Source organism: Bacillus sp. TSO22, assembly GCF_020223595.1.
GTDB classification, from domain to species: Bacteria; Bacillota; Bacilli; order Bacillales; family Bacillaceae; genus Bacillus; species Bacillus inaquosorum.
Genome location: NZ_JAHAWO010000009.1, coordinates 163,253 through 179,744, shown reverse-complemented (window position 1 = coordinate 179,744; position 16,492 = coordinate 163,253). Strand labels below are relative to the sequence as shown.

Annotated in this window: 1 protein-coding gene; it reads left to right on the top strand. The window is 46.4% G+C overall.

Annotated features, from left to right (window positions below):
• Nucleotides 1-29 precede the first annotated feature (29 nt).
• Nucleotides 30-16,487, top strand: a complete 16,458-nt coding sequence (locus tag KHQ79_RS09610) for a non-ribosomal peptide synthetase (RefSeq protein ID WP_225515348.1) — start codon at nucleotides 30-32, stop codon at nucleotides 16,485-16,487.
• Nucleotides 16,488-16,492 lie beyond the last annotated feature (5 nt).

The following is a 16,492-nucleotide window of genomic DNA, read 5'->3' as shown; positions in this document are numbered from 1 at the left end:
TTACTGAGGTAGAAGAACATCTTCAAGGCATGAAGCGGCAGTTCAAAAGCCCGCTATCAGAAGGGCAAAAAGGGCTGTGGATGCTTCAAAAAATGTCTCCTGATATGAGTGCATATAATCTTCCTTTATGCTTTCGCAACAGCAAACCAATACATGCAGAGACGTTCAAGAAAGCCCTTCTGTTTGTACAGAAACAATATCCTGTTTTAACTAGTGTGATTCAAGAGGAGAATGGCATTCCATTTCAAACGGTTCAGTCATCTGGGGCTCTTTATTTTGAGGAAGAGGATATATCAGCGATGAAATCAGAAGAGGTATTGCCTTTTCTCAAAGAAAAAGCAAAAGAACCTTTTCGTTTGGAAGCTGGCCCGTTATTCCGCACACATCTTTTTCATCGATCAAAAGAAGAATGCATTGTGCTCATAACGATTCACCATATCATATTTGACGGTGTGTCGATGCTGACATTGATATCGGCGCTTTTAGAGGCGTATCAGCAATTGCTGAATGGGATTGAGCCCGTGCTGCAGCCATTAACAGCTGATTATTACGATTTTGTCGAATGGGAAACCCGGATGCTGAACAGCAGAGAAGGGGAAGAGCATCTCGCTTACTGGAAAGAACAGTTGTCTGGGAATCTGCCAGTTCTTGATCTCCCTGTTGACCGTCCGCGGTCTTCAGCACGAAAATTCAAGGGGCAAGCTTATAAAAGCTTGCTCCCTCATAACCTGAGGAATCAAATCAAATCGTTTGCCCGCACCTATCATGTGAATGAATCGGCTGTGTTTCTCTGCATTTACAAGGTACTGCTGCATCACTATACAAAACAAAAGGATATTATTGTCGGCGTTCCGACAATGGGACGGCCTGAAGATAGCTTTGAATCTATTATCGGATACTTTATCAATATGATGGCTGTTCGGAGCAAGAATATCGGATCCCAGCCATTCACAGCATTTATTCGGGAGCTTCAGCTGACAATGGCTGACGGTCTGGATCATGCGGCATATCCGTTCCCTGCATTGGTAAGAGAGCTCAATGTAGACCGCTCGGCTGCGGATTCGCCGGTTTTTCAAACAGCCTTTCTGTACCAAAACTTCTTTCAGGCAACAGGCTTGCAAAAAGTGCTTGAATCATATCAAACGCTTGGCATTGAATATATGGAGGATATTCGGCAAGAGGGAGAGTTTGAGCTGGCACTCGAAATATACGAGCAAGAAAATGAAACGGTGCTTCATATTTTATATAACCCTGATCTATATGAATTGTCCTTCATTGAAAGTATGATGGAGAACTATATGAAGCTCGCGCAACACATGATGGAGGACCCGTCTTTGCCGCTTGAAACCTACTCTTTGCAGTTACATCAAGAGCAAAGCAGTTTACTGGAACAATGGAATGCGACAGGCACAAATACGCCAAATGACAAGTGTATACATGAAGTGTTTGAGGAAAAAGCGAAACAAACCCCAAATGCGGTTGCTGTGATTTTCGAAGACAGGTCTCTTACATATAAAGAAGTAGATGAAAAAAGCACATCTGTGGCAGTCTACCTTCAACATCAGGGGGTTGGACCTGAACACCCCGTTGCAATTTGTGCAGAGCGTTCGTTTGATATGATTATCGGGATTTTAGGAATACTGAAAGCCGGCGGAGCGTATGTGCCGTTAGATCCAAGCTTCCCGCAAGAACGGTTGGAGTACATGCTCAAAGACAGTCAAGCGTCCATTGTCCTGACTCAATCTAACGTTCATCATAGGATCAGCGGATTAACTGGCAGCCATATAAAAGCAATCAATATCGAGTTGGCTTGCCGAAACGGTTATACAGATCTGCAAAGCAGCGGTTTAAAGCGGAAAGTAAAACCGGAGCATCTCGCTTATATCATTTACACATCGGGAAGCACCGGACAGCCTAAAGGGGTTATGGTAGAACATCGTAGCATAATGAATACCCTGAATTTTCTTGAATCTCACTATCCCGTGACTGCTGAGGATGCATATTTATTGAAGACAAACTATGTTTTCGATGTTTCGATCTCGGAATTATTCGGATGGTTTATCGGAAACGGCCGCCTTGTGATTCTTCCGCCAAACGGAGAGAAATCACCGCAGCAATGCATGGATTATATAGAAACATATCAAGTGACCCACATTAATTTTGTGCCGGCTATGCTGCATGTTTTTTTAGAAACGGCGAAAGACAACAAGCAGTTAACTGATAATGGACCGCTCAAGTATATGATGGTTGCAGGTGAAGCTTTTCCTAAAGAATTAGTGAAAAAGGCGGTATCTATCTTTAAAAACTGCTGTGTTGACAATATTTACGGACCTACCGAAGCCTCCATTTACGCTGCGTATTTTGGGTGCAGAAAAGGAGATATCGCAAGTCACCATACACCGATTGGAAAGCCTCTCTCCAACGTGAAAATTTATATTGTGGACCAGCATTTGAAGCCTGCCCCAATCGGACAGCCTGGTGAACTTTGCATCGCAGGAGCAGGTTTGGCAAGAGGCTACTATAATAAGCCAGGGCTTACGGCTGAAAAATTTATTGACAATCCGTTTGAACCAGGGACGAAGCTTTATAAATCGGGTGATTCAGCAAGATGGCTCCCTGACGGCAACATAGAATATTTAGGACGGATTGACAGCCAAGTCAAAATACGCGGTTTTCGCGTAGAGCTGGGTGCAATAGAAACAAAGCTGAGTGAATATCCGGGCATTTTAGATCAGGCGGTAGTGGTAAAGCAGCTGGAAGGCCATCAACAGCTCGCTGCTTATTATACAGAGGAAAGCGGACATTCCCTTGCAGACCCAAAAGATTTGCGCCGTCATCTAAAATCCAGTCTGCCTGAATATATGATACCTTCACACTTTATCCGCTTAGATGAGCTGCCGTTATCTCCTAGCGGGAAAGTGAACCGTAAAGAACTGGAAAAACGAGACATCGTTTTCAATAGAAAGAAACCAAATCACTTGCAGTTAACGAAAATAGAGGATCAGGTGCTTCGTATTTGGGAGGAAACGCTCAAGGTCAGCGGCTTTGGGACGGAAGACGGATTTTTCGATGCGGGCGGCGATTCGCTTCTGGCTGTAGCTGTGGCTGAACGAATCAAAAAAGAACTGGACTGTGAGTTTAGTGTCACTGAGCTGTTCGAGTATTCTACGATCCGTGCGATCAGCCAATACATTTTGGAGATGAAAAACTCAGATCAAGCTGCGACTCAAAATGAAGGCAATCATGATGTCAAAAGAGATGGAAAATACCCGCAGCAGACGATTCCTCCTTATTTTGATGACAGTGTTGCGATTGTGGGGATATCCTGCCAGTTTCCGGGTGCGAAAAATCATCATGATTTTTGGAATCACATCAAAGAAGGCAAAGAAAGCATTCAGTTCTTCTCTGAAGAAGAGCTTCGCGAAAACGGCGTTCCGGAAGATTTGATTCAACATCCTGACTATGTGCCTGTGCAATCGGCGATCGAAGGGAAAGATTTATTCGACCCCGGTTTCTTTCAAATCTCTCCGAAAGATGCTGAGTATATGGACCCTCAGCTCCGCCTCTTATTGCTGCATTCCTGGAAAGCGATTGAGGATGCGGGATATGTGGCAAAGGAGATTCCGGGCACAAGTGTATATATGTCTGCAAGCAGCAATTCATACAGAACGTTATTGCCTAAGGAGGCAACAGAAGGGCATGAATCACCGGATGGCTATGTCTCATGGGTTTTAGCCCAAAGCGGAACCATTCCGACGATGATTTCGCATAAGCTCGGATTAAAGGGGCCAAGCTATTTTGTTCATTCTAACTGCTCTTCATCACTAGTCGGCTTGTATCAGGCATACAAAAGCCTGACATCAGGTGAATCTCAATACGCGCTTGTCGGAGGCGCAACATTGCACGCACAATCAGCGATAGGCTACATGCACCAAAACGGGTTGAATTTTTCAAGCGACGGACATGTTAAGGCGTTCGATGCTTCAGCAGATGGAATGACCGGAGGTGAAGGCGTAGCGGTCATCCTGCTGAAAAAAGCTGTGGATGCCGTAAAAGACGGAGACCATATTTATGCCATTATGCGCGGAATAGACATTAATAATGATGGCGCAGATAAGGCCGGCTTCTATGCGCCAAGTGTAAAAGGCCAAACAGAAGTGATACAGCAAGTATTGGATAAAACCAACATTCATCCCGAAACGGTCAGTTATATTGAAGCGCACGGAACGGGAACAAAATTAGGCGATCCTATTGAAATGTCTGCTTTAAATAAAGTGTATAGGCAATACACTGACAAAACACAATTTTGTGGAATTGGTTCGGTGAAAACGAATATCGGCCATTTAGATACAGCTGCTGGGTTAGCCGGATGCATTAAAGTTGCGATGAGTTTATACCATAATGAACTTGCACCGACCATCAACTGCACTGAGCCGAATCCGAATATTAACTTTGAAAGCTCTCCCTTTTATGTTGTCCGGGAACGAAAGCCGTTAGAGAAAAGTAAAGGTGTCCATCGGGCGGCTCTGAGCTCATTCGGTCTTGGCGGCACTAACGCCCATGCTATTTTTGAGCAATATGAAAACCACTCTGATGTGAGGGCCGAGAACGAGGGAAATCTGCCCTGCCTCATTCCTGTATCAGCAAAAAACAGAGAGCGGCTCCAAGCATACGTGAAGGAATTGCTGATCTATATCAATCGAACCGAGCAAGCGTCTCTCTCTTTAAGAGATTTTGCATACACCTTCCAGATCGGCCGGGAAGCAATGGACAGCAGGGTCATTTTTATGGCGAACGATCTGGAAGAATGGAAACAGCAGCTGGAAGCTTTTGTGGATGGAAAGCCGCTGGAAGAAGGCTGTATCCAAGGAGAAAAAACGAGAATGACCTCCGCTGAACAGTTGCTTGGCAACGCAGAAGCAGAAGAACTGGCTGCATCAAGGCTGTCAAAAGGAGAATTGAAAAAGCTTGCCGAGATGTGGGCAAAAGGCTTTCATGTTGAATGGCGCAGACTTTATCAAAATACGAAGCCGCGCCGCATCAGTTTGCCGACATACCCTTTTGCTGAAGAACGGTACTGGCCTGAAAGCAGCACCAGCGAACCAAGAACAGTTGAACCATCGCGTTTACATCCCTTGGTGCACCATAATACATCGGTTCTGTCTGAGCAGCGGTTCAGCTCCATCTTCACAGGACAAGAGTATTTTATTTCAGAGCATATCATTAAAGGCATGGCGATTTTGCCGGCGGCGGTCACGCTTGAAATGGCAAGAGCCGCTATAGAACAAGGAATTGGCGGATTGGAGGATCATGAAACTGGAATCAGGCTGAAAAATGTCGTGTGGATTCGCCCGGTTGTAGCAGGGGATGAGCCGGTTCAAGTAAACATCGGACTTTATGATGAAGACGGCGGACACATTCTTTATCGGATGTATGGTGAGCCGGAATCTGTTGATGCAGAACCAATTGTATATAACCAGGGTATAGCGGAATTGATTCAGGTAAAGCAAGAAAAATCGCTTGATCTTTCTGAGATCAAAACCCGATGTGATCAAAGCAGAATGGACGCTGCCTCGTTTTATGAAGGAATGATCGGAGCCGATTACGGTCCTGGTTACAAAAGTGTAGAGGCCGTATATAAAGGCGACGGCCAGCTGCTTGCCAAATTATCACTGCCCGAATCTGTGATGCATACGTCAGACGATTATGTTCTTCATCCAAGTGTAATGGACGGGGCGTTACAGGCGGCTGAATATTTGCAAAACGTCATCAGGGCGGAGCTTTCAGACAGTGAAGACTTTAAGGCCGCACTGCCATTTGCCCTGGAGGAGCTTGAGGTCTTTCATCAATGCGTTTCTGACATGTGGGTTTATGTTCAATTCAACTCGAAAAACAAACCGGGAGATTTGATACAGAAAGTCGATATTGATCTATGCGATGAGCATGGCACGATTTGCGTGCGGATGAAAGGATTTTCGACGAGAGTGATGGAGGCAGATATACAAACCGAACCATTAAAAATGAACACTGAAACTTTATTGCTTCAGCCCGTTTGGCAAGAAAAAGAAGCTGAAGGCGCGGCAGCAAAAAAATATGCAGAGCATCTCGTGTTCCTCTGTGAATATGACAATGAGACGAGAGAACAGATTGAAGCAGTAATAGAGGATGCCCATGTATACAGCCTGGAAGCAAGGCCTTCTTCAGTGGATGGGCGTTTCCATTCTTATACGGAACAAGTGTTTAAGAAGGTACAAGAGATCATTCGCAAGAAACCGAAAGACGGCATGCTCATTCAGATTGTAACCTCTGCAGAAGGAGAACAGCAGTTGTTTTCAGGGTTGACTGGACTGCTGAAAACTGCTGAGCAGGAGAATGCCAAGCTAACCGGCCAAATGATTGAAGTCAGCAGTGAAGAAAGCGGAGAAAGCATTGCTGGCAAACTGAAAGAAAATCAAATGAGCCCCGATTCATATATCAAATATCACAACGGTAAACGGTACATTGCTGATTGGAGTGATATCAAAACGGAAAAATTTGCTATCAGCAAGCCGTGGAAAGACGATGGCGTTTATCTCATTACAGGAGGTGCCGGAGGCTTAGGTCTTATTTTTGCAAAAGAAATCGCGGAACAAACGAAGAATGCGACAGTCATTCTGACGGGCCGCTCACCTCTTAGCGAAAGCAAAAGCAAAAAGCTTAAAGAGCTTCACGGCAAGGGGGCTGAGGTCACCTATCAGCAAACAGATGTTACCGATAAAATTGAAGTCTACCAGCTCATTGACGGAATTCAGAAAACATACGGCCGTCTGGACGGCATTCTTCATAGCGCGGGAATCATCAAAGATAGCTACATGGTCAATAAATCAGCCGAAGACCTGCACGACGTACTGGCGCCTAAAGTAAAAGGGCTTGTTTACCTAGACGAAGCGAGCAAGGATTTGCCATTGGACTTCTTTATCCTCTTTTCATCTCTTTCAGGAAGTTTAGGAAGCATCGGTCAGTCTGACTATGCGGCAGCCAATGTATTTATGGATATGTATGCAGGATATCGAAATAGGCTTGCCGATCTCAGCCAGCGGCACGGGAAGACGCTTTCTGTAAACTGGCCGTTATGGAGAGAGGGCGGAATGAAGGCCGATCAAGAAACAGAAAAAAGGCTTGTGCAAATGGCCGGGATTGTTCCTATGACAGCAGAAAAAGGAATTCAGGCATTATATCAAGCGTTTCATTCCGAGGCAAACCAAGTAATGGTGATCGAAGGCGATGTGCAGAAAATAAAACAACACATGCTGGCAAAAACCGCCTCAGCGCCTATAAAAAAGAAGGAAACAGAAAGCATGACTGAACAAGTAAAAAACATTGATACAGACAGTTTGCTTGATAAAGTAAAGGCGATGTTAAAGCGGGAGGTCGCCAAGCTGTTAAAGGTCAAGCTTGAAACGATTGATGATCATGCCGAGATGACGGTGTATGGATTTGATTCTATCTCAATGACGGAATTCACGAACCATATCAACCGCACCTATAAACTAGAGCTGACGCCAACCGTCTTTTTTGACCACCCGACGATTCATGCGTTTGGCAAGCATTTGTCAGAAGAATATCAAGCGGTTTTTGCGAACACATTTGCTGTGCGCGCTGCATCGCCCCAGGTTCAGCCTGCTGCCAAACCGGAGCAAGCCTTGCATGTCAATGCTAAAAGACGCCGAAAGCAGCAAGTCATGCTGCCAAACGCCTCACAGAGTGATGCTGGGCCTGAGCCAATTGCCATTGTGGGCATAAGCGGGATTTTCCCTATGGCGAAAGATGTTGATGCGTACTGGAAGATCTTAAAAGAGGGCAAAGACTGCATGACGGAAATTCCGAAAGACCGCTGGGATTGGCGTGAATATGAAGGTGATCCAACGAAGGAAGTCAATAAAACGAACGTAAAATGGGGCGGTTTTATTGACGGAATTGCCGATTTTGATCCATTATTTTTCGGCATTTCCCCGCGTGAAGCTGAACAAATGGAACCACAGCAGCGCTTACTATTGACTTACGCCTGGAAAGCGATCGAAGATGCAGGATATTCGGCGAAAAGTCTATCTGGCACAAAAACAGGCGTCTTCATCGGAACGGGAAATACTGGTTACAGCTCCCTTTTGTCGAAAGCCAACTCGGCAATAGAAGGCTCGGCGGCTGCCAATACGAGCCCGTCAGTCGGTCCGAACCGGGTCAGTTATTTTCTGAATCTGCATGGGCCAAGCGAACCGATTGATACAGCGTGTTCAAGCTCATTGGTGGCTATCCACCACGCGATCTCTTCAATTGAGGAAGGCACTTGTGACATGGCATTAGCCGGCGGCGTGAATACGATTATCCTTCCTGAGGTGTATATCAGCTTTGATAAAGCGGGTGCACTAAGTAAAGAAGGAAAATGCAAGACGTTTTCAAATCAAGCCGATGGTTTCGCTCATGGGGAAGGGGCCGGCATACTGTTTCTGAAAAAATTAAAAGCGGCTGAAGAAGCGGGAGACCACATTTACGGAGTCATAAAAGGCAGCGCAATCAATCACGGCGGCCGTGCACAATCTTTAACAACTCCTAATCCGAAGGCGCAGGCGGATGTCATTCAGTCGGCATACAAAAAAGCGGGAATTGATCCGAAAACCGTGACCTACATTGAAGCGCACGGAACCGGGACTGAGCTTGGTGACCCGGTTGAAATTAACGGATTGAAATCAGCCTTTAAAGCACTGGGTGTGAATGAGGGGGATGCATCAGCCAACCCTTATTGCGGACTGGGGTCTGTGAAGACAAACATTGGCCACTTATCGCTGGCAGCCGGTGCAGCAGGGATCATTAAAATATTATTGCAGCTTAAGCACAGAACCTTAGTGAAAAGTCTTCACTGCGAAACCGTGAACCCGTACATTCAGCTGAAAAACAGTCCGTTCTATATCGTACGGGAAACGGAAGAATGGAAAGCGCTGAAAAATGAACGGGGAGAAGAACTGCCTCGCCGAGCAGGTGTCAGTTCATTTGGAATCGGCGGCGTAAACGCCCACGTGATTATTGAGGAATATATTCCAGAAGCAGCCGATGAGAATATACCGTCCATCACGCCTGAACATCCGGGTATCTTCGTTTTATCAGCCAAAAATGAAGCGCGGCTAAAAGAGCAAGCACAGCAGCTGGCAGCTGCGCTTGATAAGGAAACATATAGAGATGCAAATCTGACCCATATTGCCTATACACTGCAGGCTGGACGAGACGCGATGGAAGAACGCCTTGGGATTATTTCCGGTTCCATTGAGGATTTACAGCAAAAATTAGAAGACTTTGCTGCAGGCAAAAACAATGTGGAGGATGTATTCAGAGGCAGGATTGATAAAGGCACACTGCAAATGCTGACAGAGGACGAAGAGATTCAAGAAGCCGTCGAAAAATGGATGGAACGGGGAAAGTACGCAAAACTGCTTGAATTATGGGTAAAGGGGCTTGATGTAGACTGGACGAAACTGTATGGCGAGAATCTACCAAAGCGCATCAGCTTGCCGACGTATCCTTTCGCAAAAGACCGTTATTGGATCTCTGATCATATTGAAAAAAGCGACAGCTCTAAAGCAAACAAAGCAGCATCCCGACTTGGCGCAGCCGTGCTGCATCCATTAATGCATCAAAACACATCGAACCTCTCGGAACAAAGGTTTAGCTCCATCTATACGGGAGAAGAGTTTTTCCTTGCCGATCATGTTGTCAAAGGCCAACGGATCTTGCCGGGGGTGGCGCATCTTGAGTTGGCGCGGGCTGCCGTTGAACAGGCTGCAGAGCTACAAGATGTTCCGTGCACCATGAAGCTAAAGAACGCGGTGTGGGTGCGGCCTATTGTTGTAGAGGACCAGCCGCAGCAAGTACACATCAGGCTTTTACCGGAGGAAAATGGTGAGATCTCTTATGAAATTTACGGTAATCCAGACACTGCAGGCGAACAGTCAATCGTCTACAGTCAAGGCAGCGCGTTATTGAATCCTGCTGAAAATCTCCCGGTGGTTGATTTGCAATCCTTGCGGGAGCAGTGTCAGGAAAGCCATTTCAGCGTTAACGAAGTATATGACACCTATCAAATGATCGGTTTTGAATATGGTCCTGCTTATCGCGGTGTGGAAAAAATCTATACAGCTGAACATTTTGTTTTGGCAAGATTGTCATTGCATCCGTCTGCTTTAGATACGCTCAGCCAATACAAAATGCACCCGGGGCTGATGGACTCTGCTTTGCAGGCGTCAAGCATTTTGACAGGCGCGGGTGATAACCAGCTGACACTGCCTTTTGCGGTACAAGAGCTTGAAGTCTTCGGAGCTTGCTCGTCAGAAATGTGGGTATACGCAAGATACAGTCAAGACAGCAAGGCAACTGATAAGGTACAAAAGCGGGATATTGATATGTTAGATGAGAATGGCAATGTTTGCGTACGGATAAGGGGGTTGTCTTTCAGAGCAGCGGAAGGCGGCTCTGGATCGGCAGAACCTGATCAAACACTGGAAACCCTGATGTTTGAAGAAAAATGGGTTCCTAAGGATTGTGAAAAAGAAAGTCATGAGACTCATTATGAACGGCACATTGTCATACTTTGTAATATGAATGGACTCTCAAAAGACAGTCTTGAATCAAGACTGAAAGGCGCCGAATGCATCGTTTTAAAGTCTGACCGCAAAGGACTTGCAGAGAGGTTCCAGGATTATGCCGAACAAGCACTTGAGACGGTCCAGGGTCTTCTCAAAAGCAGACCTCAGGGCAATGTTCTGATCCAGCTGCTTACCTCTGCACAAAGAAAGCAGTACTCATTCTCAGGGCTATCGGCGCTCCTTAAAACCGCCGGCCTGGAGAATAAAAAACTAATAGGCCAGACGATAGAAATTGATTCAAATGAAAACATTGAAAGTGTGATAGAAAAACTGAACGAGAATAAAAGAAACGCAGAAGATCAGCACATCAAATATGAAACGGGCAAACGGTATATCAATGAATTACGCGAAATGCAAATGGCTGATCAGGAAATAAGCCTGCCGTGGCGAGATAAGGGTGTATACCTCATTACGGGCGGTGCAGGAGGACTTGGATTTATTTTTGCAAAAGAGGTTGCTCGTCAAACCGAACAGCCTGTGCTCATTCTGACAGGCAGATCTGCGCTGAATGCGGATCGGCAGGCGCAGCTTAACGAGCTTCAGCGCTTGGGGGCTCGCGCAGAATACAGGCGGGTTGATGTGACACAAGCGGAAGCAGCCTCCGCGCTCATCACAAGCATTACGTCTGATTATGGAGACTTGCATGGCGTCATTCACAGCGCAGGGCTGATTAAAGATAATTATCTCATGAACAAAACCAATGAAGAGCTGACACAAGTTCTCGCTCCTAAGGTAAAAGGGCTTGTGAATGTGGATGAGGCAACCGAGCATCTTGCTTTAGATTTCTTTATCCTCTTTTCTTCAATATCAAGTGTCGCCGGCAGTGCGGGGCAGGCAGATTATGCGATGGCTAACGCATTTATGGACAGTTATGCAGCTTATCGAAATGCGCTTGTGACCGCCATGTACAGGCACGGAAAAACATTGTCGATCAATTGGCCGCTCTGGAAGGAAGGCGGCATGCGCGCGAATAAAGAAATTGAAAACATGACTTTGAAAAACACGGGTGTGACTCCAATGCGGACCGAGACCGGCATTCAGGCACTGTATAAAGGTTTGGCATTTGGCAAAGATCAAGTCATCGTCATGGAAGGCATCAAAGACATGATGAGGGAAAAGATGACTCAAAAGCCGTCTTCTGATGATGCTCCAATGAAAACAGCGCAAGCACCGATGCCATCTGAGGAAAAAATGGGCCAAGACAGTTTGTGTGACCACATTCAAGAAACATTAAAGCAAACAATCTCTCAATTGCTCAAAATCAAACCTGAAGAGATTGACCCGGATATGGAGTTTAATCAATATGGATTTGATTCGATTACGTTGACTGAATTCGCAAATACACTGAATGTGCAGCACAAGCTGGATCTGACGCCTACGATCTTCTTTGAGCACGCAACTGTTTATGCATTTGCAGCATATCTGTCAAAAGAATATCCAAATGCATTTACAGCCCAAACGCCTGCCAAAGCTGAGCAGCCTTTACAGCCTGTCGAACAAAATATAAAAAACATGACATTTTCAACTGAGAACCGCTTTGTAAAACCATCGGTTCCGCCAGTGCAAAAGGCAGCTGATCACGTGCCTGAGCCTGTTGCGATTGTCGGGATGAGCGGGGTGTTCCCGAAGGCAAAGGACATCGACGAATACTGGAAGAATCTGAAATTGGGGGCAGATTGCATTACAGAGGTTCCAAAAGACCGCTGGGATTGGCAGGAGTATTACGGAGACCCTCTAAAAGAAGCGAATAAAACAAACGTCAAATGGGGCGGTTTTATTGATGAAGTGGCTGACTTTGATCCATTATTCTTCGGCATATCTCCGCTGGAGGCTGAGCAGATGGAGCCTCAGCAGCGCCTGTTAATGACTTATGCGTGGAAGGCGATAGAAGAAGCGGGATACTCAGCGAGAAGCCTGTCAGGAACCAAAACGGGCATCTATATCGGGACTGGAAACACGGGGTACAGTTCGCTGCTGTCAAATGTAGATATAGAAGGCTCAGCAGCTGCGAATATGAGTCCTTCCGCCGGGCCGAATAGGGTTAGTTATTTCCTGAACATTCATGGACCGAGCGAACCGATTGACACTGCATGTTCAAGTTCTTTGGTCGCCATTCATCATGCGGTTTGCGCAATTGAAAACGGAAACTGTGAAATGGCGATTGCAGGAGGTGTCAACACAGTCGTAACACCGCAAGGCCATATCGCCTATGATAAGGCCGGGGCGCTGAGCAAAGAAGGAAGATGCAAAACATTTTCTGATAGAGCTGATGGGTTCGCAGTCAGTGAAGGTGCCGGCATTCTCTTCCTGAAAAAACTGACAGCGGCCGAACGAGATGGAGATCATATTTACGGTGTCATCAAAGGAAGTGCGGTAAACCACGGAGGCCGCGCAAACTCTCTGACGACTCCTAATCCGAAGGCTCAGGCGGATGTCGTAAAAACAGCATATGAAAAAGCGGGAATCGATCCAAGAACTGTGACCTATATTGAAGCGCATGGAACTGGAACAGAGCTTGGTGACCCAGTAGAAATCAACGGCCTGAAAGCGGCATTTAAAGAGCTGTATGAAAAAACGGGAGACCCAGCTGTTCATGGTCGCCATTGCGGACTCGGATCTGCAAAGACAAACATCGGCCACTTATCGCTGGCGGCCGGTGTGGCGGGAGTCATTAAAGTGTTATTACAGCTAAAGCATAAGACGCTTGTAAAAAGTTTGCATAGTGAAACGATCAATCCATATATCAGACTGGAAGACAGCCCGTTTTATATTGTGCAGGAACCGAGAGAGTGGAAGACGCTGCAAGATGAATCCGGCCGAGAGCTGCCGCGGCGCGCAGGTGTCAGTTCATTTGGCATTGGAGGCGTCAATGCCCACGTTGTCATTGAGGAATATATTCCAAAAGAAACAACTGATCCTGCACAAGCGCCAGCTGTGACAGCACAACACCCGGGCATCTTTATCTTGTCGGCAAAGGATGAAGATCGCCTGAAAGACCAAGCCCGGCAATTAGCAGACTTTATCAGCAAGCAATCTACCACAGCTCATGATCTCACTGATATTGCCTACACACTCCAAGTCGGGCGTGATGCAATGGAGGAGAGATTAGGGATTATCGCTGTTTCGGCAGAGGACTTGCTGGAAAAACTGAACCTCTTTATAGCTGGACATGCAAGTGCGAAGTACATGTCAGGCAGAGCAAACAGAGGGATCGTACAGACATTGAGATTAGATGATGAAATACAGAAAACGCTCAAAAGCAGCTGGGAGCCCGGAATATATGAAAGACTGCTTGAATTATGGATCAAAGGCATGGAAATAGATTGGAGTAAACTGTATGGCGGCAAACAGCCGAAACGCATCAGCCTCCCAACCTATCCATTTGCAAAAGAACGCTACTGGATAACGGACATGAAAGAGGAAGCATTCGCACATCATGCAACAACTATTGTCGAAACAGCAGCTTTACACCCATTAGTACAGTCAAACACATCCGATTTGTCAGAGCAGCGTTTCAGCTCAACCTTTACAGGTGCTGAGTTCTTTTTCACCGATCATAAGGTGAAGGGAAGCCCGGTCATGCCGGGTGTTGCATATCTTGAGATGGTTCATGCTGCCGTTACTAGAGCAGTGAGAGGAATCAAAGATACACAATCTGTTATTCACATTAAAAATGTTGTGTGGGTACAGCCGATTGTGGCGGACGGCCAGCCAGTTCAAGTCGATATCAGTCTAGATCCTCAGCAGGACGGTGAGATTGCCTTTACCATCTTTACAGAGGATGCGCGCAATGGGCGAAAGATACACTGTCAAGGCAGTGCATCAATCAACGAAGCAGGAGACATTCAAGTTCAGGATATCAGCGTGCTTCAAGACCAATGCAACCTAAGCACACTTTCACACGAACAATGCTATGAATTATTTAAGACGATCGGTATAGATTACGGACCTGGTTTCCAAGGAATAAATCGGCTTTATATCGGCCGCAATCAGGCCTTGGCAGAACTTTCACTGCCTCCTGGTGTATCCCACACGCTGGACGAATTCGTTCTCCATCCAAGTATGGCAGACTCTGCGTTACAAGCGTCGATCGGGCTGAAGCTGAATTCAGGTGACGAGCAGCTTTCCCTGCCTTTTGCGCTGCAAGAGCTTGAAATATGTAGTCCGTGTACAGACAAAATGTGGGTGTCTATCACATCTCGTCCAAATGAGGACAGAATACAGAGACTGGATATTGATCTGTGTGATGATCAAGGTCGAGTGTGTGTACGAATCAAGGGTATTTCCTCAAGGGTGCTGGAAGAAGACATACAGCCGCAAGATGAGCCGACATCACCAGATATCAAGGCATCTCTTGATGAATCGCTTCTTATGGCGCCGGTATGGGATCAAGTGAAACAGGAGAAGAACATCATTCCTCCTGCAGATGAGCGTATTGTCATCCTCGGAGGGGATGACAACAGCAGAAAAGCTATTCAAAGACAGTTCCCGTTTGCCAAAGAGCTGCACATTGAACCGAACGCATCGAATTATGAGATTGCAAACCAGCTTGAAGCACTCGGATCGTTTGACCATATTGTGCGGCTGTCTCCTTCTCGTGTGACAGAAGGGGAAGTCGGCGATGACATGATTGAAGCCCAAGATCAAGGCGTGATTCAAATGTTCAGGCTCATTAAGGCAATGCTCTCTTTAGGCTATGGTGAAAAAGCCATAAGCTGGACGGTCGTGACGGCGAACACACAATGTGTTGATCAGGATGATGTTGTCGACCCGTCTGATGCCGCTGTGCACGGCCTGATCGGTTCGATGGCAAAAGAATATCCAAATTGGCAGACAAAGCTAATCGATGTCAAGAACCATGAGGACTTGCCGGTGTCTGAGATCTTTTCCCTGCCTGCTGATCAAGAAGGGAATACTTGGGCCTATCGTAATCAGCTCTGGCATAAACTGCGCTTGATTCCAGTACACAACAATCAACCGGTGCACACGAAGTATAAACATGGAGGCGTTTATGTCGTGATAGGCGGCGCAGGCGGAATAGGCGAAGCCTGGAGCGAATATATGATCAGAACATACCAGGCGCAGATCGTTTGGATTGGCAGAAGAAAAATGGATGCAGCTATTCAAAGTAAGCTGGACAGACTTGGGCGTCTGGGGCCTGCCCCGTTTTACATTCAAGCTGATGCGGCGAACCGGGAGGAATTAGAGCGCGCTTATGAAACAACGAAACAAATGCATCTAGAAATCAACGGCATTATTCATTCGGCCATTGTCTTGCAAGACCGAAGCCTGATGAATATGAATGAGGAATGTTTCAGGAACGTTCTTTCTGCAAAAGTTGATGTCAGTGTGCGAATGGCTCAAGTTTTCCGGCATGAACCACTCGACTTTGTTTTATTTTTCTCTTCCGTACAATCGTTTGCGAGAGCTTCCGGACAAAGCAATTACGCTGCCGGCTGCAGCTTTAAGGATGCTTTTGCACAACGGCTTTCTCAAGTATGGCCTTGTACAGTAGCCGTGATGAATTGGAGTTATTGGGGAAGCGTCGGTGTGGTTTCCTCACCGGATTATCAGAAGAGAATGGCTCAGGCAGGCATTGGCTCTATTGAAGCCCCTGAAGCGATGGAAGCATTAGAATTGCTGCTCGGGGGACCGCTGAAGCAGCTAGTGATGATGAAAATGGCAAACGAAACGAATGATGAAGCGGAACAGACAGAAGAAACTATTGAGGTTTACCCGGAAACTCACGGCTCCGCCATTCAAAAGCTGCGAAGCTATCACCCGGGTGACAGCACAAAGATTCAACAACTGTTATAGGAGGG